21 protein-coding genes are annotated in these 21,586 nt (G+C 44.5%); 10 read left to right on the top strand and 11 right to left on the bottom strand.

What is annotated here, in order from left to right; genetic code table 11:
- Window positions 1-111: 111 nt before the first annotated feature.
- Both P855_RS0104795 and P855_RS0104790 read right to left on the bottom strand, forming a co-directional pair.
- Window positions 112-510 carry a secondary thiamine-phosphate synthase enzyme YjbQ gene (locus P855_RS0104795; RefSeq protein ID WP_028782501.1) on the bottom strand — a complete coding sequence of 133 codons (399 nt, stop codon included), beginning with the start codon at window positions 508-510 and terminating at the stop codon, window positions 112-114.
- Window positions 511-567: 57 nt separating this feature from the next.
- Window positions 568-750 (bottom strand): hypothetical protein, encoded by a 183-nt coding sequence (locus P855_RS0104790; protein WP_028782500.1) that lies wholly within the window; start codon window positions 748-750, stop codon window positions 568-570.
- Between the two features lie 338 nt (window positions 751-1,088).
- Here P855_RS0104790 and P855_RS0104785 point away from each other — a divergent pair, with 338 nt between their 5' ends.
- Window positions 1,089-2,147 carry a fatty acid desaturase family protein gene (locus P855_RS0104785; RefSeq protein ID WP_028782499.1) on the top strand — a complete coding sequence of 353 codons (1,059 nt, stop codon included), beginning with the start codon at window positions 1,089-1,091 and terminating at the stop codon, window positions 2,145-2,147.
- Between the two features lie 59 nt (window positions 2,148-2,206).
- On the opposite strand, the gene P855_RS0104780 is transcribed toward P855_RS0104785, so the two are convergent.
- Both P855_RS0104780 and P855_RS0104775 read right to left on the bottom strand, forming a co-directional pair.
- The gene (locus tag P855_RS0104780) at window positions 2,207-3,520 is read right to left on the bottom strand and encodes a D-serine ammonia-lyase (RefSeq protein WP_028782498.1); all 1,314 of its coding nucleotides are present in this window, start codon (window positions 3,518-3,520) and stop codon (window positions 2,207-2,209) included.
- Window positions 3,521-3,532: 12 nt separating this feature from the next.
- Window positions 3,533-4,696: a DEAD/DEAH box helicase gene (locus tag P855_RS0104775; RefSeq protein ID WP_028782497.1), complete on the bottom strand. Its 1,164-nt coding sequence runs from the start codon at window positions 4,694-4,696 to the stop codon at window positions 3,533-3,535.
- A gap of 130 nt (window positions 4,697-4,826) precedes the next feature.
- Here P855_RS0104775 and mnmH point away from each other — a divergent pair, with 130 nt between their 5' ends.
- Window positions 4,827-5,888, top strand: a complete 1,062-nt coding sequence (gene mnmH / locus P855_RS0104770) for a tRNA 2-selenouridine(34) synthase MnmH (protein ID WP_028782496.1) — start codon at window positions 4,827-4,829, stop codon at window positions 5,886-5,888.
- A 388-nt stretch (window positions 5,889-6,276) separates the two neighbouring features.
- On the top strand, window positions 6,277-7,041 hold the full coding sequence (locus P855_RS20515) for a CsxC family protein (RefSeq protein ID WP_051353090.1): 765 nt from the start codon (window positions 6,277-6,279) through the stop codon (window positions 7,039-7,041).
- 36 nt (window positions 7,042-7,077) lie between these two features.
- Here P855_RS20515 and P855_RS0104755 read toward each other — a convergent pair whose 3' ends face one another.
- The 3 genes from P855_RS0104755 to P855_RS0104745 form a co-directional block, all read right to left on the bottom strand.
- Window positions 7,078-8,298 (bottom strand): hypothetical protein, encoded by a 1,221-nt coding sequence (locus tag P855_RS0104755; protein WP_028782494.1) that lies wholly within the window; start codon window positions 8,296-8,298, stop codon window positions 7,078-7,080.
- A 102-nt stretch (window positions 8,299-8,400) separates the two neighbouring features.
- Window positions 8,401-9,135 (bottom strand): CsxC family protein, encoded by a 735-nt coding sequence (locus P855_RS0104750; RefSeq protein WP_028782493.1) that lies wholly within the window; start codon window positions 9,133-9,135, stop codon window positions 8,401-8,403.
- Window positions 9,136-9,457: 322 nt separating this feature from the next.
- Complete coding sequence (locus tag P855_RS0104745) at window positions 9,458-10,264, bottom strand: CsxC family protein (protein WP_028782492.1); 807 nt, start codon at window positions 10,262-10,264, stop codon at window positions 9,458-9,460.
- A 191-nt stretch (window positions 10,265-10,455) separates the two neighbouring features.
- Between P855_RS0104745 and P855_RS0104740 the strand changes: the two genes are divergently transcribed.
- From P855_RS0104740 to P855_RS0104730, 3 genes are all read left to right on the top strand, one after another.
- Window positions 10,456-11,649: a ParM/StbA family protein gene (locus P855_RS0104740; protein WP_028782491.1), complete on the top strand. Its 1,194-nt coding sequence runs from the start codon at window positions 10,456-10,458 to the stop codon at window positions 11,647-11,649.
- Window positions 11,650-11,654: 5 nt separating this feature from the next.
- A complete protein-coding gene (locus P855_RS0104735; RefSeq protein ID WP_028782490.1) occupies window positions 11,655-12,026 on the top strand; it encodes a hypothetical protein in 372 nt (123 codons plus the stop codon).
- A 120-nt stretch (window positions 12,027-12,146) separates the two neighbouring features.
- Window positions 12,147-13,100: an alpha/beta hydrolase gene (locus tag P855_RS0104730; RefSeq protein ID WP_028782489.1), complete on the top strand. Its 954-nt coding sequence runs from the start codon at window positions 12,147-12,149 to the stop codon at window positions 13,098-13,100.
- Between the two features lie 31 nt (window positions 13,101-13,131).
- Here the strand turns inward: P855_RS0104730 and P855_RS0104725 are convergent, their stop codons facing one another.
- The 4 genes from P855_RS0104725 to P855_RS0104710 all read right to left on the bottom strand — a co-directional run bounded on the left by P855_RS0104725 (window position 13,132) and on the right by P855_RS0104710 (window position 16,852).
- Window positions 13,132-13,659: a hemerythrin domain-containing protein gene (locus P855_RS0104725; RefSeq protein ID WP_028782488.1), complete on the bottom strand. Its 528-nt coding sequence runs from the start codon at window positions 13,657-13,659 to the stop codon at window positions 13,132-13,134.
- Window positions 13,660-13,900: 241 nt separating this feature from the next.
- Window positions 13,901-14,518 (bottom strand): TetR/AcrR family transcriptional regulator, encoded by a 618-nt coding sequence (locus P855_RS0104720; RefSeq protein ID WP_028782487.1) that lies wholly within the window; start codon window positions 14,516-14,518, stop codon window positions 13,901-13,903.
- Complete coding sequence (locus P855_RS0104715; RefSeq protein ID WP_037985637.1) at window positions 14,472-15,749, bottom strand: MFS transporter; 1,278 nt, start codon at window positions 15,747-15,749, stop codon at window positions 14,472-14,474. The genes P855_RS0104720 and P855_RS0104715 overlap by 47 nt, the downstream gene beginning before the upstream one ends.
- Window positions 15,750-16,009: 260 nt before the next feature.
- Entirely contained in the window at window positions 16,010-16,852 is an 843-nt protein-coding gene (locus tag P855_RS0104710; RefSeq protein WP_028782485.1) for a deoxyribonuclease IV, read from the bottom strand.
- Window positions 16,853-17,008: 156 nt separating this feature from the next.
- Here P855_RS0104710 and P855_RS0104705 point away from each other — a divergent pair, with 156 nt between their 5' ends.
- The 4 genes from P855_RS0104705 to P855_RS0104690 all read left to right on the top strand — a co-directional run bounded on the left by P855_RS0104705 (window position 17,009) and on the right by P855_RS0104690 (window position 21,577).
- The gene (locus P855_RS0104705) at window positions 17,009-17,659 is read left to right on the top strand and encodes a LytTR family DNA-binding domain-containing protein (protein ID WP_028782484.1); all 651 of its coding nucleotides are present in this window, start codon (window positions 17,009-17,011) and stop codon (window positions 17,657-17,659) included.
- Window positions 17,660-17,785: 126 nt separating this feature from the next.
- Window positions 17,786-19,303 (top strand): acetyl-CoA hydrolase/transferase family protein, encoded by a 1,518-nt coding sequence (locus P855_RS0104700; RefSeq protein WP_028782483.1) that lies wholly within the window; start codon window positions 17,786-17,788, stop codon window positions 19,301-19,303.
- A 164-nt stretch (window positions 19,304-19,467) separates the two neighbouring features.
- Entirely contained in the window at window positions 19,468-21,063 is a 1,596-nt protein-coding gene (locus P855_RS0104695) for an FMN-binding glutamate synthase family protein (RefSeq protein ID WP_028782482.1), read from the top strand.
- A 28-nt stretch (window positions 21,064-21,091) separates the two neighbouring features.
- Window positions 21,092-21,577 carry a PTS sugar transporter subunit IIA gene (locus P855_RS0104690; RefSeq protein ID WP_028782481.1) on the top strand — a complete coding sequence of 162 codons (486 nt, stop codon included), beginning with the start codon at window positions 21,092-21,094 and terminating at the stop codon, window positions 21,575-21,577.
- The last annotated feature ends 9 nt before the right edge of the window (window positions 21,578-21,586 follow it).

The following is a 21,586-nucleotide window of genomic DNA, read 5'->3' as shown; positions in this document are numbered from 1 at the left end:
ATGCAACTTGATTTTCTTTTACTTTTTACTGGAGTCCACCCTTTTAATGAGTGTTTTTGCTTGATCTTAACAAATAAAAAAAGGACGATAACCAAAGCTGGTCATAGTCCTTTATGTGATGATTTTTACCAGAAACTTCCTTCGTCGGGGTCCATCAAATTCACAAAAATACACGCCTTGCCAGGTTCCCAGTTCTAATTCACCTCCACTGATAATCAGTGTCTGCGCATGTCCTACCGTACTCGTTTTTAAATGAGAAGCCGTATTCCCTTCCGCGTGCCTATCTTCCGGATGATCCCAAGGATAGAGTTCATCGAGCCGCATCAGCATATCTGCTTTTACATCAGGATCAGCATTTTCATTCACGGTAATTCCCGCAGTGGTGTGCAAGGATGATATGATGATGATTCCTTCCTTCACATCAGCTTCCTGGATAAACGACTCGATATCACTGGTAATATCAATCATTTGGTCTCTTCGATCCGTTTTCAGTTCGAATTGCTTTTTCATGATTTATCACCTCTGTGCTTATCCTATACCAATCAAAACGGCTGATTCAAACTTCTTTTACAATGGGATCCCATACTTTACAGATAAATGTTTGCGAAAAGCCTTTACATCCTGCTGCAGCTGACGAATGTCATTCACCGTAACGACTTTCTCCAACCGGGCCTTAATACTCCAATACACAGCCAATTCTTCATCGGTCAACCGGATACTTTTATGAGGGAAGTGGACGAGCTCGCCCATTTCAATCACTCCTCTTCTCCTCTTGAATAGGGTTTTACTAGTGAGTTTATGATGGGACAATCAGGATATGTTCGTATCCTTTTATAAACTGCGGTTTTTAACCTACTCCCTCTTCTACAGGGAGAGCAGCTTCATGTCAATTAGCCTAAAAAAATTAAATAGACTGTACCTTTATCTATTCTTTATGGAGGTGTTAATATCCTTTATCTGGTATGAAATATGACTTTATACCAAATATTAATACCAGGTAGTAAACATTATTGACTTGTGAGAATAGATACTGGTACGATGAACTACAATATGAAAAGATAACTTGCCTTCATGAAAGGAGATTGGAAATGAAAGAGCTTCATTCCTTCAGTTGGTATGCAAAACAAATAAAGCCGCACTTGCCGAAGGGTGCATTTAAACCTGTCCCCTCCCGTTTGTTCGGAGGTTTAGCTTATTTACTAATAACGACCGCAGGGTTTTTGACGATCGGCCTGATCGAACTTCATCCAGTAATCAGCCTGGCAATTTCGCTGGTCATCGGCTTCAGCTTTGCCGGACTCGGCTTTCTGGGACATGAAATCCTTCATGGTACTGTAGTACGCAAGCCTTGGCTCCGCGACCTGCTTGGAGCGATCGCCTTTTTCCCCTTGAGTACAGGACCGAAGCTGTGGAGAAAATGGCATAACATGACCCACCATGTCCATACCCAGCATGCAGAAAAGGATCCAGATGCCTGGCCGACATTAGAAAAGATTAAAAAAATGAAGATGTTCCAGTGGGTGTATCGCCTGCCGTTGAAGGTGCGGTCTACCTTCGCATTTATTTCACTGGCCTTTCAGTTTTCGATGCATTCCATGAAGATGTTTATCACTTATGTAAAAGAATTTAAACCAAAGAAACAGCCAGAAGTGTGGCTGCAGGCGGTTTTACCGTGGGCGACCTGGATTGGACTATTATTTGTCATGGGTTTCACAAAATGGCTTTTCGCGTTTTTCATTCCATTGCTGATTGCTAACCTGATTGTAATGGGGTATATCTCTACAAACCATCGACTCAACCCAATTACTCCTATCAACGATCCATTAGCGAACAGTCTGACGGTGACTGTTCCGAAATGGGTGGATGTGCTGCATTTCAATTTCTCTTATCATACCGAACACCATCTGTTCCCCGGGATGAATCCGAAACACTACCCGCTCGTGAAGGAACAGATCAAGAAGTTCTGGCCGGAGCGTTATCATGAAATGCCACTCAGCCAGGCGTTGATCGCTTTATGGAAAACGCCGCGTGTCTATTATAAAGACAATAAACTCGCGGATCCAAAGTACGGAAAGTTATATCGATCGCTCGGAAGCGGGCTTGACCCGAAGAATATCAAGTTCCGCAGGTTGCGCTTAAGAAAATAAAAAGAGCCTGTTTGCGTTTGCGCAGGCTCTTTTTATTTTTATTTAACTTTTCGGCAGATTTACAGGACAGCTTCTTTGCCTTTCGACAGCATCGTTTCCCGATCATGTTTCGGCACGAGGCTGCCACCCGTCGACCAGACGAGATGGGTGGCCTGGCCGCTGTTTATGCCGAGTGTTTTTTCTATTTTTTCCGACCACCGGGCCGGGCCATACATTCCTGCGAGTGCAGAGGGTTCAAGAAATAATCCTTCGCTGCGATAGAGCAGGTAAAGGAGTTTGTAGAGTTCCTGATCCTCTATGGTATAAATGCCAGCAATCATTTTATCAATGATTGGTGCCACAAATCCGGACGGGCGGCCGACTGCAAGTCCGTCCGCTTCCGTAATATTATCGATGCCAAAATCCTGCACAGCCACCTTGTCATAGAGGCCTGTCATCAAGCCAAGCAGCATCGAAGGGGCATGCGTCGGTTCGGCAAAGATGCAATGGACTGCTTCCCCATAAATTTGCTTCAGTCCATACGTCACCCCGCCTGGTCCCCCACCGACCCCACACGGCAGGTAAACGATCAAGGGGTGCTTCTCATCTACGGCGACACCTGCTGTTTTCAGCTGTTGCTCGATTTCTTTCGCCGCCACGGTGTATCCAAGAAAAAGATTTTTAGAATCTTCATCATCCACAAAATAACAGCGTTGCTCCTGCAGACACATTTCCCTGCCTTTTTCTACAGCGACGCTGAAATCGGCCGGATGCTCGATTACGGTGACACCATAGCTCCGAAGCAGATCTTTTTTCCATTGTTTTGCGTCCTGCGACATATGGACAGTCACCCGGAAGCCGATTTTGGCACTGATGATACCGATGCTTAGCCCAAGATTACCCGTCGAACCTACAGCAATGGAATAATCGGCAAAAAAGTTACGAAACTGCTCGCTGTCAAACTTGCTGTAGTCATCTGGGCGGGAGAGCAGGCCATGCTCGCTGGCAAGCGTTTCAGCATAGTTTAATATCTCAAAAAAACCGCCGCGTGCTTTGATTGAACCGGCAACAGGCAGATCATGATCGCATTTCAGCCACAGATCACCTTTTACTGTTTCAAGCTCCGCTTTCATATCAGCTATTTTTTTCAGTGGGGATACGATTCCTTCCTCAGCCAGTTCCGCCTCTGGAAATGTCTTTCTCAAAAAAGGCAGGAATCGCTGGAACAAAGCAGCTGCCTCATCAAGCTCTTCCCTGGTAATCGGCTGCTCCTTACTTGCCGGTCGATAAGCAGGGTTTTCCCAGTAGACTTCTTTGGTTTGTATGATGTCTGTTAACAGCGGATAATCCGATTGCCATTCCGCTGCTGTTTTTCCGGCTATATGTCCTTTCACGTGTCTGCCTCCTTAATACTGATCTGCATCCACCAGTTCGCCCTTATACATTTTCTTTTCAACAATATCCAGATCCAATTCTTTGCTGATTCTCTCAAGTTTCTTAATATCATCCCCTGTGACGAGGGAAATAACGGTACCGTCTTCGTTGGACCCTAGTCTTCCCGTCCGTCCGGCACGATGAACATATTGGCCTGTCTCATTCGGAAGGTCATAGTTGATAACATATCGGAGTGATACGATATCCAGTCCTCGAGCCGCGACATCAGTCGCAAGCAATAGTGCCAGTTTTCCTTCACGAAATGCCTTCAGTGTTTTCACCCGTTCTTCCTTTTTCGAATCTCCGTGGATCACGCCAACAGAAAGACCTTTAAAACGCAGCTTCTCGGCCAGTACATCCAGGTTGCCGATATCCCGCACAAAGACGAGCCCCTTGAACGCGTCAATGACAGTCAAGCGCTTGAGTGTATCTACTTTTTTCCGGGCATCGGTAATCAAATAACCATGTTCTACAGCGGGCTTTTCATTTTCTATTCCGACACGGATAACTTCCGGGTCATCCATCAACCGTTTTGCTTCCAGCTCACTTGCTTCAGGCAAAGTTGCTGAAAATAATAACAGCTGCCGTTCCGCTAATGTACTTTTGATGATATCTTGCATCGTTGCCCTGTGTTCTGGTGCTAATAGCTGGTCACCTTCATCGAGCACGATTGTTTTCACTTCGTACATTTTCAATTTTTTCATTTTAATCAGCTCTTGAACGCGCCCCGGTGTACCGATGATGATACGCGGATGTTTTTTTAATTTTTCCAGCTGGCGTTTTATATTGGCACCACCGATCATGGTCGCGCTGGAAACTCCGCTGCCGGCACTCCACGTCTGCATTTCTTCATGAATCTGCATGACCAGTTCCCTGGAGGAAGCAACAATCAATGCCTGAGTATTTTTTTTATCAGGATCGATTTTTTGCAGGACAGGAAAAAGATAAGCGAGCGTCTTACCGCTTCCTGTCGGTGCTTCTGCCAGTATGTCTTTCCCTTCCAAAATAGGTGGAATCGCCTGTTTTTGAATCTCGGTAGGTTTACGAAAACCCGATTTTTCCCATGCTTGTTGTAAAAACGGAGGTAATTTTTCTAGTACAGACCAGTGGCTGGCCGAATTTTCGTGATTGGTCATAGGTTGATATCCTTTCCTTGAACAGATAATTTCTTCTTCCTATTCTAACCTAACTGAGCCCCAAAGGAAAAATTACAGCCAGACATGTTATACTGAACATAAACACAAAGGTATAAAGCAGGTGAAATACATGAAACGAGTGACTATAACAGAAGCACTGGAAATGGATGCTCCGGTGGTTGACGTGCGCACGCCTAAAGAGTTTGAGGAATTCCATATCCCCGGCGCGATCAACCTGCCGATTTTTTCTAATGAAGAGCGTGTCACAGTGGGCACAACCTATAAACAGGTCGGGAAGGAAGAAGCGAAGGAACTTGGCCTCTCTCTTGTTTCCCCCAAACTGCCAGAATTTTATAAGCGGGCCAAAGCAATAAGCAACGGCAGGCCAATCGTCATTTATTGCTGGCGCGGCGGCATGCGAAGCCGGACACTGGCCACCGTTTTTGAGGTAATGGGGCTGAAATGCTTTCAACTGGAAGGCGGCATCCGCTCTTTCCGGAAAAAAGTAGTGGCAGACCTCGAAGCCATTGCCCGCTTGAAACGGACATTCATCGTACTAGAGGGATTGACAGGGACCAAAAAAACAGAGATCTTGGAGCAGCTTCAGGAGCAAAACTATCCTGTCCTTGATCTCGAAGGCTTAGCAGCCCATCGCGGCTCCGTGTTCGGACGAGTGGATTTGCCCGATCGCAGCCAAAAGGATTTTGACGTGCGATTATGGGAACGTATCCAGGAAATCGGTGAGACGGATTATTATATCATCGAATCCGAAAGCAAACGGCTCGGCAATATCGAAATCCCTAAATTCATCATGGATGGAAAACAGATCGGTCCGCGTATCCAGGTACATACATCGATTCCTGTCCGTATCGATACCATTCTTGCAACTTACCAGCCGGAACAAAACCATGAAGCGATCGAAAAAGCGTGGGAAATCATACGTAAACGGACTGCAGCTGAAGCTCGTGAGATTATTGACGAAGCGCTGGCAGCACGTGACTATCGGACTGTCACCGAGCAGCTGCTTAACCACTATTATGATCCGAAATATAAGCATGCTGCCAAGGAAAATGACGGCACGATCAGAGATGTCTTTTTTGAAAAATTGGATGAAGCCGTCGAGCTTGTACAAGGCCATGTTGATCAACTGGCAAAAGAACTTCCTTCCGATGAACCAGTGTTCCCTCGTTGAGCACACTTTATGTAAAAATGACCTCAAAAAAAGACACGCTGGCCTCCTGGCTGCATGTCTTTTTTTACCAGGCTCACCGTATGCCCACGGAAAACAAGTGGTTTCCCGGGCTCCATCCACCATCCTTCAACATACAGGAGTTTAATTGTAAATTCACACTGATATTTAACAATTTTTAAAAGAAAAAAATAGTATTCTACCAATTCGCCATTTTCAAGGCTTCTGCTCATTTCTTCTCTATTCCAGCAATATATGCGTATTGCCAGCTACACTAGTCCATCCTTTATCACTCCTGAACGCATATACAATAGTAAGCCAATAGAAAGGAGTATGATTTATGAATACTCCGGGATTCTTTTTGGCAATAAAAATATAAGGAGTGGAAAATATGAAAAAGAACACTAGCTGCAATAATTATCAAAAGAAGTGTCCGCCAGGAATGGCTTGTGACAAAGTAAAAGCAAAGAGTGTTTCTTGTAACGCAAACGGTAATCCATCTGACTTCGATATCGATGTACCTGTCGTGTTATCGGAAGTAGAGCTGCAAGCTACAGTTGAAGCAGATGTTCATTTGCCGACACCAGCGAGAGAAGTCAAAGCAATTAAGAAGAATGTCTCACTGAAGCAATGTGAGGCTTTCCGAAGCCCTATATCTGAAACGCTGGTTAAAGTTTTCATTACTGGTGTGGTACACAAAAACATCCAGTATGTGGAGGCGTGCAGTGGCAACCTAAAAGATTATAGTGTCGATGTCCCTTTCACTTGCAGTGATGATGTGGAAGTATTTGAACTTGTAGAACAAGACTTCAGCCAAAAAAGTTCATTAACAGGTGAGTACCGTTACCTTGATAACCATAAGCATGGTGCTGATCGCTGCCGCAGCGGATCTTACACGTATGAATACTTCAATGAGCCGATTGAATGCAAACTGCTTTATGCGGATATTTTTGAATTGGATCTGTATAAAGACCATGATCGTTTTGGCCGTTTCAATCGCATCACTGAAAAAATGGATATCAACTTACTATTCAAACTGTTGCAAACGCAGCAGCGTATGTCAGCAAATGGCGGCGCAGATCGAGAGTGTGAAGCGCATCGACCATCAAGCATGAGAGACCGCATCAACGAACGAATCAGACGAATGAACGGATAATTATGGAAAAAGGTGTCTCCACTGGAGGCACCTTTTCTATATCTTCGCTAGTTTTACATATTGAGATTGTGTTAATTCAAGCTTTGCATTAACGTGCCCGGTTACGCTCAAACCAGTGGCATCCTGCTTATTTAACAGCTCCTCATGCGAGATAATTTGACAGTAAGGAATGGAAAACTCTATTTCTTCCGCAAACGTTTGATAGGATTCCCTATGCGTGGAAATCTGTTTTCGTTTCGGGCATAGAAACATATATTCACGTGATTTACTAAAGGGAATCACGGGCTCCTTTTTCCAGTCGGCCTGGAATGTTTTTTCTATCGGAACATCTATTTTTATCAATTGCAGCCGGTCATCACAAACTACTTCGATGGTGGCGGTGAGGATCAGTACCAGGAACACGGTGTGTTCTGGAAGCACGACCTTTCCTTTGACAGCAGTAAGATCCCAATCGACCTGATTCACCCGGGAGACCGGGAGAGGTATATCAAGGTTTCGGTTTAAGTCCAATCGCAAATCCAAAGAAGCTAAACATACAGGCAGCTTAACCATCGAATACTTCTGTTTTCTAATGGTGCCGCCCGGCTGAAAAGAAAGGGCATTCCTTTCCGGTTTTTCGCATGGAATCTCAGGACTACTATACGAAAAGCTTCCTAATGAATTACGGTCCTCGCATTTCGGTCTTTCCAATGCTGCTTCCAGCCAGTCGATCACAGGAAAGTTATACCTTTGATGTGTCGACTCGCTGTTTTCTAGGGAATCTTCTTGAATAGGTTCGGGGGAAACGGTACTATTGTCATTCATAAAAGCTTTCAGGAAGCCTCCATAACCGGATCCCTCACTAGCATTCGCTTCCGGGTCTTCTCCTGTGAAAACGTCATGATCATTGCGACTATTATCAGCCTCAGCTAGCTCCTCCTCCCTCTCCCCTTCATCTTCCATTGCTTCCTCTGCGGCTAGCGCAAGTCTGATTTTTTCCCAATCATTCTTTTTATGCTTCTGTTTCTTTACTAGCTTTTCTTTGTCCTCCTGCTTCTCCTCTTGTATTTTTTCCGGTTCTACGCGGCGACCGATCGTCTGAGGAGGCTGGTAAATGATGGGTTGTGATGGAGAAGTATTAGACCTATGGATTGATTGCTCGGCAGAACCTGATCGATTGCTGCTTTCCTTTCCATTGTCAGCATCATACCGATCCGTTTTTGGAAAACTCCATATCGCTCGCTCGAAGTCATTCATACCTGCATGGAAAGAATACACCTGGTATCCTTTCTGGCACCCCCTTATCCTCTCGGCTTGAAATTATTCCCAAAACGGAAAAGGGATCATACTTTTCCCGTACCATCCCTTTTCCTGCCCTAATCAGTCATCATTGGTCGTAGATCTCACCCGTAATTGTTGTTCCTGAAGTACTTTCACCCTTAAATCTACTACCATTTTCTCCTCTAGTTCGGTGAAATAGCCCTCCTCCACCGGGGAAGCATTCGGGAGCGGCATCCGATTGACAGCCTCATCCCATTCAATGATTTTACTTGCAATCAACTCACAATAAGGCAGCTGATTGTAATATTGCATACTTTCCTGATGATATTGGGAAAGATCGCTAGTGAGTACCTCATCTTTTTCCGGATAGCCGGATGGTAACGGTTTCGATACAAAGAAATCGAATTCTTCCCTATGATTGACCTTTGGCATCACCGGCTTCGAACAATACTTTTTTATTTCTGTGACTGTCTCGAATGGAATATCAACGGTATACGAATGCAGATCCGAAGCGATACTTGTCGCTGTATTCTCCTCTATTTCTGTACACGGGCTTGCATACTGGATATTTTTACGGACAAAACCTTTGATGAATAGTTTATTCGTCGGCAATAACAGTCTGCATTGGGTGATTTTCACCCGTTTTTTTACATCCTTGATTTCCAGTACCGGTTCCGGAAAAGTTATTGAAGCATTCATGTCTACCTGAATGGTAAGCTCCGCTAATACAACAGGTACTTTGGTTACAATTTTTCCGATACAAATATCCGGTTTGTGGTGACAGTGCTTTTCTGGTTTATCACAATGATCATGGTCGTGTTCGAACACAGACATTGGGTACCCTCCCTGATTCAAGTTGGTTCATCATATGTAGGATTTTTGCCTATGTGTATGGTCAAATAAAAAAAGTACAGCTTTCGATGAATGTCACTTGCCCGACGCTACAAAAAGTTTTTGCTTTACCCCCTGGGTCCAGGCACCAAATTTTATAAGGCTGAATAGTCTATATTATTAGAAAAACTTGGCTTGTCGCCAAGTACTTATGGCGAAAGCCTTGGTATTTTCTTATACTTTAATCCTTTAACAAAGTTAAACTTTCTTAAAGTACAAAAGAAAAAGCATTATCCCTCATAGAGGAATAATGCTTAGTTGATGCTTAGCAGCCAGCAGCGCCGGCATTACCATTGCCCAATGATTCGATGCGGACTTGCTGGTTCTGCAACACTTTGATGGTAAAATCGAAGAACATTTTCTCGACCATATTGTGGAAGTATCCTTCTTCGAATGCTGCATAGTTGCCAGGGAGAGGCATCCGGTCTGTTGCTTCATCGTACTCTGTCAAATTGCTGGAAATGATTTCGCAATAAGGAAACTGGTTGTAATACTGCGTGCTATCCTGATGATATTGGGACAAGTCACTGGATAACAGCTGATCTTTCTCTGGATATCCTTTGCCAAGTTCCTGAGCCCGGAAAAAGTCGAATTCGTTACGAGAGTTATATGCCGGGAGCTGAGGCGGCTGAATGAAATCTTCCCCCGCAATTGTCGTCACACATTCAAATGGAAGATCCACAGTATGAGACAGCATTTTTGAGGATATACATGCACCGGAAGCATCCAGAATCGGTGACGCATACTGGATGTTTTTGCGGACGAAACCTCTCAAGAACAACTGATAATTATCCCTCACAAAAGGTGCATTTGGCGTATCCGTACCAGGCAGCATCAAAAGGCATTGGATGATCTTCACTCTCTTTTTAACATCCTTAATTTCTAATACCGGTTCCGGAAAACAAATATTAGCAGAAGTACTCGTAGAAACATTCAATTCAGCCAGCGTGACAGGCAGCCTTGCAACTAAGCCTGCATTCTCCGGCGTGACGATCGGGTCAACTGCCGTGTTTTCGCATTGTTCAACAGATGCAGACTTATTTACGTCTACACAATTGTTGTCTTTTTTCATTTAAATTTCCTCCTTTATATTTAAGGTACACTTTATCCTATGCAGACAAAGTCTAACGGCATAGATGAATGAGGCAGTATAACCGTGGAATTTGTACGAGGTGGACGAGCAGGTGAGGATATTTTAAAAATGGATACAGGCACACGCCCACCCCCCTGTTGCATATGATTCAGAATGAGGAGGTCGATCGAATGGATAGACAAAGTTTTCTGGCGGTTGACATCGGAAACAGCTGGTATAAAGTCCTCGCTTCGGATGATGGGATAATCAGTGAATATGAAATGCCGAATGCAATCGCGTTATTTGATGAAGAATTTTATGAGCTCCCTTATGATGAAGAAGATGTGATACTGGATGAGAATCTGATTGTCGAAGTGAAAAGTCAGGCGATCATAGACAAACGGGAAGTCTATTATGTCGGAAAGGCAGCGACACGTCAGCGTAATGTCAGCCTGACTTCATTCAATAATCAGAAGGTCGATGAAGACCGCACTTACATCCTGTTATTCGGAATCGCTGCCTATCACGCCATGCTCGCAAACCCGGAGGAAACGGATATCACCTATGAAATCGACCAATTAGCCGTATCCCTGCCTACTACCCAATTCAAACGAAAAAAACAGCCCCTGAAAGAGTCTCTGGTCGGAACGCACACCATCATTTTCCATAAAGTTCCTGGCATTGCTGAACCAAAAGAAGTCGCTGTCAAAATGAATATTAAGGATGTCATTGTCGGAGCCGAAGGCGCCTGCGCCTATCTTGGAATGACCCGTGACTTACATGATTTGACTATTAAGGACGACGAGCTTGTCAAGGATTCCCAGAAAGGAATCATCATCGGTGACCTGGGTGGGGATTCCGTCGACTTTGTCGGTATCAAGAATAATAAACCAGTAGCTTCTATTGAAGGAGAGCCGTTCGGAATCAACCCATTCTTGGACATCATCATTCAGAAGGTCAGCAAGAATGAGTTATACAAATTCGATTCACGGACGGAGCTGGAAGAAAAACTGTATGCAGGCCAATCCGAATGGTATGTCGAACCATTCGCAGGGGTTAAAAAAGACATCAGTAAATACGTCATTCCCCAGTTAAAATCCATGGCCATCAAATACCTCGAATTGTTCGACCGCGTCCGGAACAGCTCGAATGAAATCAAAGGGGCAGCGCGATACATCGCTGTCGGGGGCGCAGCAAAGCTTGCTAAAAGACAGATCCAGGAAGCTGCTGTCAAATGGCAGGAGAAAGGCCGTCCAATCGAATTATCTTTTCCGGAGGATCTGGAGAAATTGAATGTCATCGGTCTTCTCATTCTGGCGCAAATGAACGAAATGAAAAAACAGCACCAGGAAGAAGCAATCGATTACGTTACGACTAAAGGGTGATGACCATGGCTGAAACCTACACGGATTATGTGAACCGCGTGGCGATTACCGTTCCTGATGAATATATCGATATTAAAACCGGAGAGTCCCACTTTATTTCTAAAAAGACCCAGGAACAAATCGCTTATCATGCCACCAACAGCACACTCGTCCATTTAGTTTTTTCGGCATTGGAAAATTATTTTTCAGAGAAAACCTCCGCTCCCACTGCGGATAATAATGATGAAATCCTTAAAGAACTGGCGAGCATCAAAAAGATGTTATCTGCTCATCCTCCGGTCGCTCCATCCCGGCAGATGCCGCGGATTCAGCGCGTCGTCCAGAAAGAAATAGACCCTGATGAGCTCGATGATGTATTGGAAGCTTTCGGTGGTTAGCATTACGACGGGATTTGGGATATCATAAAAGATGATTTCGTAATTCCAGGCGGAATCATCTTTTTCTGTTGTAATCGTTTTTGAAAGAATATATAAAATAGAAGCAAGGAGTCCTGTTTTATGCCACCCCAAAACAATTCAATAGAACATATATTACAGCGGCTTTCCGCTTGGGAGAAACCTTTCAGCTTCGATCATCCCACGGTCATAACACCTGAGATAGCCGCCTATCTGAATTACTATGAGCTATACATATCTGACGGCGCATTCCATTTCGGGAAAATAGAAACCAATGGAACGAAGACGATGGTGCAGATGTTTGCACCTAACCAAAGCAAAGGAACCATTTTTCTATTGCACGGTTACCTGGATCACGTCGGTCATCTAAACCATGTGATCCAATTTTTAAACAAGCATGGATATACGGTGATCAGCTATGACCTCGAAGGCCATGGGCTGTCAGAAGGAAAAACGGCTTCTGTCCAACGGTTTTCTGATTATGTCCATTCGCTGGAAAAACTGATGGACCTCACAAAAAAAGAAATGCAAGGTCCCTACTATGTAATCGGCCACAGTACCGGTGGCGCAATTGCTATCGATTATGTATTAAAGCATCATGACCATGTGTTTGACAAAGTAATTCTGGCGGCTCCACTGGTGCATTCCTCGCATTGGTACGGAACCGTTCTCGGTTATTATATAGCCAGTATGATTCCTTTCCTTGATAAAGTGAAACGGAATTTTCGGGTCAATTCCTCTAATACGCAATACCTGAAGGCAAGAAAACTGGATCCGCTGCAGACTTCCGTCATCCCGCTTGACTGGGTCGGTGCCATGCTGCACTGGAATAAGCTGCTGGACCAGTATCCTCCTTCTAACACGCCGACTTTTGTGATACAGGGAAATAAAGATAATACGGTGGCCTGGCCATATAACCTCAAGTTTATAGAAAATAAATTCACCAATTCAAAAATGGTCCAAATCGATAATAGCCGGCATGCCCTTTTTAATGAATCAAAAGAAATCCGGGAGCTGGTGTTTTCGTTTATTAAGAAATTTATAGAAGAAAAATGACACGACTGGAAGTTCAGCCGTGTCATTTCAGTTAAGAAACCTTATAATGTTTCGCCAATTTCGCTTTGTCTACATCGGAAAGAATATTTTCAGCCATAGGAAACAGGACATTTTCTTCTTTGTGAAAGTGAGATATCAAAATGCTGCACCCTTCAATGACCCGGTTGTAAAGCTTTTCCGCCTCTTTTGTTGTAACGGTTTCATCAATGTGGAATGTCCCTTTCAGATAAGCTTCGAAGTTCTTTTTCGCCATCTCGTGTTCATATTCCATCACAACAATCGGACCTGTTTCTTTACCGATATAACTCCCGAGCATCGGGAACAGGAATCCTTCCTCTTTTTCAGAATGCGGGAGGAGCACTTCCATAAATAAAACCACTTCTTCCCGAAGCCTCAATAAATTAGTGTGAGCATCCTCCGCTGTCTTCAGCTGCCCGGCCAGATTTTCCAGTTCATCCATCATGCCTAGCAGGATGGGATGTTCATCTTTCAGATGCTGTAAAGGGGCACTAAGTTTGGTTCCGCTTTCTACTTGTATTCCAGCACATTCATGACTCATATCGGCCACTCCTTTTTTCTATTACTCTATGCTTATCCTACCGGAATTTAAGCAAAGCGTATGTGATACGCATCACTGATACGAAAAATTTGTGATTTACTGCCAAGACCCATTTGGGAGTTTGATCGAGATTTACAGCCTCAGCCATGAACTCACCAACTCCCCGGATTCATATTGTCATAATAAAAGAAGCTCCGAATTGGAGCTCCCTTTTTCGTTTAAGATATTTTTTTAATAAACACTATTCCACTTCCAAAGCCATTTTCAAAAACTCAAGCAGTATGGTGGACTGCTCTTTGAGTTGGACATCCTGCTCTGGAAGGATGGCGTGATCCAGTGCCAGTCCATCAATATAGGTGATGATCGCACGGGCCAGCATTTCACTGTCATACCTGTCACTGAATTCTCCATTTTCCTGACCAGCTTTGATGACATCCGCATAGATTTTCAGCCCATTCTGATATCGCTCCTGCCCGTACTTCCGGCGCCGCTCGTCATTTCTTCCGATAATGAAAAATTCCAGGTTGCTCGGTGCCAGCGGATCCATCTCGTCATCTGGTTCCCGATCCTCTCCAAATATCCGAAGCAGCAATAAATCCCAGTAGGACTTCACTTCATTTTCAAGAAACTCCTGTGTTTCTTCAGAGACCTGCAATAAATTTTCTTTCAAAATCGCCTCATATAACTCTTCTTTATTGGAGAAATATTGATACAATCCTCCCCTGCTGACTTTCGCTTCTTCCATGACATGCTTCATCGTCGTCCGTTCGTACCCATGTTTGATGAAAACTGTTTTTGCAGCTGCAAGAATATCAGCTCGTCGTTGCTTCAGGTGTTCCTTGCTCACTTTCGGCGACATTTGTGTTCCCCCGTTCTATGTTCCCTTTAAAGATAATTCCGACTAATGAAACCGCGACTAAAAGTGTGGCCGTGATGATAAATGTCGGGATGACTCCGATTACTGTGGCCAGCCATCCGCCAAGTAACGGACCGATGATAGTGGCCGTTGTGGTGACACTATTGATGACGCCAAACACTCTGCCCGTCATGTGAACCGGTGTGTCAACCTGAACGGTGGCCTGAAATGGCACGAACACCAGACTCGCTGCGAAACCTGCCATCAACCCCAATGCCGGAGCCCATATTACCGAAAATCCGATATCAAAGGATGTAAATACAGCCATCATACCAAAGCTTATTCCAATCCCGCAAACACCCGCCAGCATCAAGGGGAAGGCTTGGTAGTCCGTCTTTTTCGCCAGCAGCATCCCGGCAAAAAACATCCCGAGCCCAGACGCCGTAACAATATAGCCGAACAGATCCGGGGAAGCAGTGGTCAGCTCCCGGAGCAGTACGATGATTTGCGAATCAGATAATTGGAGAATCAACAGACTGAATCCTAAGAAAAACATCCCCGCCAGCATATACGTATTCGATTTGATGAAAGTGATCCCCACTTTAAATTCTTCCTTGAAAGAGGGTTTCACCTTGTCATCATCATCTTCCTCTACCACTACAACAATAGCTTTCGGCAGCATCATAATCATTGCGGCTGAGACAAGGAAGGTGCCGGAGTCGATGAAAAATACGATTTTTGCACCAAAGGCGGTGACTAACACACCGCTTAGTAACGGCCCTATTACCTTTGTCATGGAATCAATCATCGATGTGATCGACATCGCACTTTTCATATCTTCCTGTTTGACCAGCTCTTTCAACTTACCGTTCTTCGCCGGGATGAACACAGCCGAAAATACACCAATCGTAAACAAGCTTGCATAGACGATCCAAATGGTATCAGCAGCCGCCAACACAAGAATCAAGCCGGCACGTACCAGATCGGATGCAACCATCAAAGTTTTCCGGCTGAACCGGTCGGCCACCGTTCCTGCTAATGGTCCAAGCAGCGCCATAGGGATGGCCAGACATAGAATGATCAGAGAAACCTGCATCGGGGACGCATTCCATTTCAACCCCACCATCGTAATTACCGCAACAATACTAAGCCAGTCACCAATACTCGAAACCGCCTGCGCTGCCATCAATGTGAGATACCCTCTGTTTTTCAGCAATCCATTTTCCACTCTCATCCCAGCCCCTCTTAAAAACGACACCTATGTCGTTTAAGTTAATTTAATTATATCGACACTAATGTCGTTTTGCAACTGTTTTTTAAAAATAGTTACCTGCCCTTATTTGGCAGGGGGAGGAGGCTTTTCTGGAAATGTCCCTTTTATTCTTAATAGTGTCTCCTATAATGTCAAGAGTGTCTCTCATAAGGGGGAAGTGGTGTATATAAGCTCATTTATCTCAAAAAAAACGCATGGCATAAGCCACGCGTTTCTATTCCTTATCCTGCTCCCCATTTCCTATGCAATTGTTTAAGTTCCGTTTCGTGTGTTGGAGTTTCTTTCGGAGTTTCTAAAATGAACGGAATACCAGCCATAACGGGTGCTTTAATCAATTGGTCAAATTGCTCCTCTGTGATATAACCATCATCTCCAAAAATAGTTGCATGACGGTCTTTTCCTGAGCCGGTATCATATTTGGAATTATTGAAATGAACGGCTTCCAGATGATTGAAATATTCAAGCTCCGTTCCTTTTTCCAGCACTTCCTTCCAGTTGGCACCGTTCCAAAGTCCGCTGGCAAACGCATGACAGGTATCGAGGCAGAAACCGATTTTCTCTGGCTGGTCACAAAGACTCCGGACCTGGACGAGTTCTTCTAACGTTGTCCCCATGGAACCAGGCTTTCCGGCATTGTTTTCGAGCAGTATTTTACATTCTCCCTTCCACTGGGAAAGAACTTCATTGAGGACAGCAATCATTAACTGGTAGCTGACGAGCGGATCGTCATCATCGATTCGTTTTCCAAAATGGACGACCACCCCGACCGACCCACACGCATCCGTGATTTCAAGATCATTCAGCAATGACTCCACCACCTGCTTACGCTTTTCATCATCTGCAGGAGTCAGGCTGGTTGGATAAGGGGTGTGGGATATAGAGATAATTCCTTGTTCCGTACAAAAATCTCTGCAGAGCATGGTATCATCGCGATTGAAGTCTTTGACTGCCAGGCTGCGGGGGTTCTTCGGAAAATATTGAAAAGCAGCTGCATTCATTGCCGCTGCCTGTTTTGCTGCTCCTAAATAGCCGTCCCGAATCGAAACATGACTGCCAAACTTCATTATCATTCACCCTTTTACAGAAGTATCCAGAATAGTATCCCCCGGACTCTAAAAATGATAAATGTATATTTTTTTTCGATTTGAAGCTCATACTTTCCATCCTGTCAAAAAAATGTCTATAATTTTAATAACGATTGCGTTAGAGGAGGTTTAAAAGTGGACTATTTTTCCGTTTCTTCCATGGTTGAATCATTCAGAGAATTATTCCCGAAAGAAGCTTCTATTGCTGTGTCCGATTCTCAGCAATTCATTTATTATAAACCAAGCAAGCATATCGATCTGAAAATCAAACCCGGTGACAAGATCAATGAAAATACCGTTACGTTCAAGGCGCTCAGCGTCCGGAAGAAAACGTCGGATCATATCAATGGGAAGGTATTCGGCACCCCTTACTTCGGTACCTCGGTGCCCATCATCGATTCCGGAAATCCAAAGGGCTGTGTTACTGCGATATTGCCTTCGAAACAATTGAAATTTCTGTCCAAGTTCCTGACCCTTCATATCGAGGATCGCTGGATGCCGGTTCCTTATGAGGAAGTCATGTTTTTAGAAGCGCACAACCGGAAAACATGGGTGCAATCGGAACGCGGTACAGGAACGCATAAATTCACGTTGAGCGAAGTGGAATTTCACTTGCCGGAGGAAATGTTTTTACGATGTCATCGTTCTTACATTATCAACGTCAATTATATTGCGGAAATTCAGCCGGATTCCCATTCCACTTTTCTATTGATCATGAAGGATGGTACCAAAATTCCGGTGAGCCAGACCTATGCGAGCCAATTCCGGCGAATACTTTCATTCTGATTTTTCTTAGTTATGTCAGGAATTTTCTATTTCAGTACGAATTTAAGCCTTTTCATACCAAAACCCAAGAGATGAACGCGCGAAGACGTTAGAATTATAAGAAAATTACAGCATGGAGGTTTTGGTATGGAACAGAATTATAAACAACGATTAAGAGATACACGCCTGGAGGATCGCATCGTTTCAGAGGAAACAGCTGCTTCCTGGATTAAAGACGGAATGACGCTTGGTTTGAGCGGATTCACCCGTGCCGGTGACGCTAAGGCGGTCCCTTCGGCTCTTGTTGAAAGAGCGAAAGAAGAACATTTTAAAGTGAATGTATATACCGGGGCTTCCCTCGGATCTGATATTGATCGGCTGATGGCGGAAGCTGGAATCGTGAATAAACGTCTGCCGTTCCAGGCTGATAAAACGATGCGAAATGAAATAAACCATGGAGACATGCTGTTTGTCGACCAGCATTTGTCCCACACTGCTGAAGCGATTCGTCAGGATGTATTGAATCCGATTGATTACGCTATTGTGGAAGCGGTATCAATTACAGAAGACGGGATGATTGTGCCATCCACTTCTGTTGGCAACTCTTCTATTTTTGCGGAGAAAGCAGAAAATGTGATTGTTGAATTGAACCTGGCCCAATCCGATGCATTTGAGGGCTTGCATGACATCTATGAATTAGGAGCGCAGGGAAAACGTCAGCCAATTCCGTTGACGGAAGTCGATGACCGTATCGGCACGATCGGCATCCAGGTTGATATAGAGAAAATTAAGGGGATCGTCATCACCAATCAGCCGGACTCTCCATCTACAATAGTGCCGCCGGATGACGAGACAGCAACGATGGCAAACCACCTGATTGACTTTTTACGAAAAGAAGTAGAAATAGGAAGGCTTCCTGAGAATCTGGCCCCATTGCAGTCGGGAATTGGTTCAGTGGCCAATGCCGTATTCCATGGTTTACTCGATTCTGAATTCACGGATTTGGAAGTTTACTCAGAGGTGTTACAGGATGCAGTTTTCGATCTCCTGGATGCAGAAAAAATCAAGTTCGCTTCCGGCTGCTCGATTACACTGTCTGAATCCAAGCTCGATGAAGTTTACGGTAATATCGACCGCTACCGGGACCGGCTGCTATTGCGTCCACAGGAAATTTCGAATCACCCGGAAATCATCCGCAGGCTAGGTCTGATTTCGATCAATACGCCGCTTGAAGTCGATATTTATGGCAACATCAACTCCACTCATGTGCTTGGCACCAAAATGATGAATGGGATTGGAGGTTCCGGTGACTTCACGCGTAATTCACGGCTTGCTATTTTTGTCACGAAGTCTATTGCCAAAAATGGCGACATCTCGAGCGTGGTCCCATTCGTTTCGCATGTGGATCATACTGAACACGACGTCGACGTCATTGTGACCGAACAGGGTTACGCGGACCTGCGCGGCCTGGCACCAAAAGAACGTGTGCCATTGATTATTGAAAACTGTGCGCACCCGATGTACCGCGATCAGCTTTATTCGTATTATGAAGACGCGTGGGAAAAAGGCGGCCAGACACCACACGTGCTGGAAAAAGCCTTCGAATGGCATACCCGCTTCAAAGAAACCGGCACCATGAAAGCAGCCGCCCTGCAGCACTCCTAAATACTTCTTCACCTTCTTCTTCATCTTCACCCCGGGTCCTCCAGATATTGGATGTCCCGGGGTGTTCTTGTTGTTAAGCACCTTGCCCCTCTTCTCTCTCCCATGTTTAATAAGAATGAGACGAGGAATAAAATTAGAAATGACACGTAAGGGGGCGTACTTAAATGGAACTGGTCGATTACATTTTAATAAGTTTCGTTGTTCTGTTTTCAGTTGTCCTATTGCTTCCGTTGCTTTTCATCTTTCATTTACGTTTGAAAGATGAAAAACAAAAAGAGCATGCTGTCCTCCGAAATTTCCCTGTATTAGGAAAAGCCAGATATATCACAGAGAAAATGGGTCCTGAACTCAGACAATACTTATTCCACAACGATTATGAAGGGAAGCCATTTCCTCGTAATGAAATGGAAAGCACTTACCTTTCTGCTAAATATAAAGATAGAATGTTAGGATTTGGGTCGGAAAAGGACTTTGATTCTCCCGGCTACTATATCAAAAATTCGATGTTTCCTGCCCATCGTAACGAGATGCGAATGGATAAGGATCAAACGGTTAAGACCAAGGTTTATAAAATCGACAAAGATAAATTGTTTACAAGGAAGGAACATCGCGAATATGTAGATGTCGATCCTGTTTTATTGCCGGCTGAAGATGCCATAGTAATTGGGGAAAACAGCTGCAGGCATCCCTTTCACATAAAAGGACTTGTCGGACAGTCTGCAATGAGCTACGGATCTCTGGGAGAAAAAGCGATCACCGCTCTGTCTACCGGTCTCGGTTTAGCGCGGGGTACCTGGATGAATACTGGTGAAGGCGGGCTGACCCAGCACCACTTGAAGGGCGGGGCCGATATCATTTGCCAGATTGGCCCGGGATTATTTGGTGTCCGTACAGAAGATGGCAACTTCTCCTGGGAAGAATTCAAACGGAAAAGTGAAATCGAAGAAGTAAAAGCATTTGAGCTGAAGCTGGCACAAGGAGGGAAAACAAGGGGCGGTCATGTTGATGCTGCCAAAATCACACCTGAAATCGCCGCCATCCGAAACGTCAAACCATGGACTTCCATCGATAGTCCGAACCGCTTTTACCAATTCGACACCACCCCTGAAATGGTAGAATTCATTAAACAATTAAGAAAAACTGGCGGAAAACCGGTTGGCATCAAAATTGTTGTTGGTCATGAAGATGAAATAGAAGAGCTGGCTGCTTACATGAAAAAAACAGGTGAAGGTCCCGATTTCATTACAGTCGATGGGGGTGAAGGTGGAACCGGTGCTTCCTATCAAGAGCTTGCCGATGCAACAGGTCTTCCAATCAGAACGGCTCTTCCTCTGGTTGACGATGTGTTAAAAAAATACCATGTCAGAGATCGTGTTAAAATTTTTGCCTCTGGCAAATTAATTACTCCGGATAAAATCGCTATGGCGCTCGCCATGGGAGCAGACCTTGTTAATATCGCAAGAGGAATGATGTTTTCAGTGGGATGCATTCAGGCCCAGGTTTGTCATACCAATAACTGCCCCGTAGGAGTGGCCACCACTGACCCAGACTTACAAAAAGCCTTGATTGTCGAAGAGAAATCTTTCCGCACATGCAACTATGTGATTTCGCTCAGGGAAGGCCTAATCAATTTGGCCGCATCTGCCGGCCTTGACTCCCCTACTAAATTTAAGAGAAAGCATATTGTGTATCGCGATGACCAGGGACAGCTTCATTCGCTGGAGGAAATGCTTAAAAAGAAAAAGCCGGCAACCACATAAGCCTAGGGAATGAAGAGGAGATGATACTATGCCTGAAAAACAGAGATTGAGTATTCTTTCCCCCTTTACAGGATCGGTAAGCAGCCTACACGAGGTACCAAAAAATAAATTCGCCATCAAAATGCTCGGAGATGGAGTGGCAGTGAAACCCTCGGAAGGAATGGTGGCATCTCCAGTCAAAGGGGAGATTATCCAATCATTCCCTACCAAACATGCAGTGACCATTTTGACAGAAGCAAACGTGGAAATCATGATTCATGTCGGCATTGATACGCACCTGCTTGAAGGCCGGGGCTTTGAACTACACGTAAATGAAAAAGATACAGTAAATGCAGGAGATAGATTAATTACTTTTGACTTAGATTTGATCACTAAAGTACTTCCCAGCACCCTTTCCATGGTGGTAGTTGTAAATTCGAATGAAATCAACGAGTTCATTATCACCGATGCTCAGAAGGTAAAAAGGAGCCACTCCAAATTGATGGACTTGATCGTAGAAAAAAACAAACAATAAAACCACACC

This window comes from Thalassobacillus devorans MSP14 (assembly GCF_000496835.1).
Classification (GTDB): domain Bacteria; phylum Bacillota; class Bacilli; order Bacillales; family Halobacillaceae; genus Thalassobacillus; species Thalassobacillus devorans_B.
The sequence above is the reverse complement of the archived record's forward strand: the minus strand, read 5'-3'. Positions and strand labels throughout refer to the sequence as shown.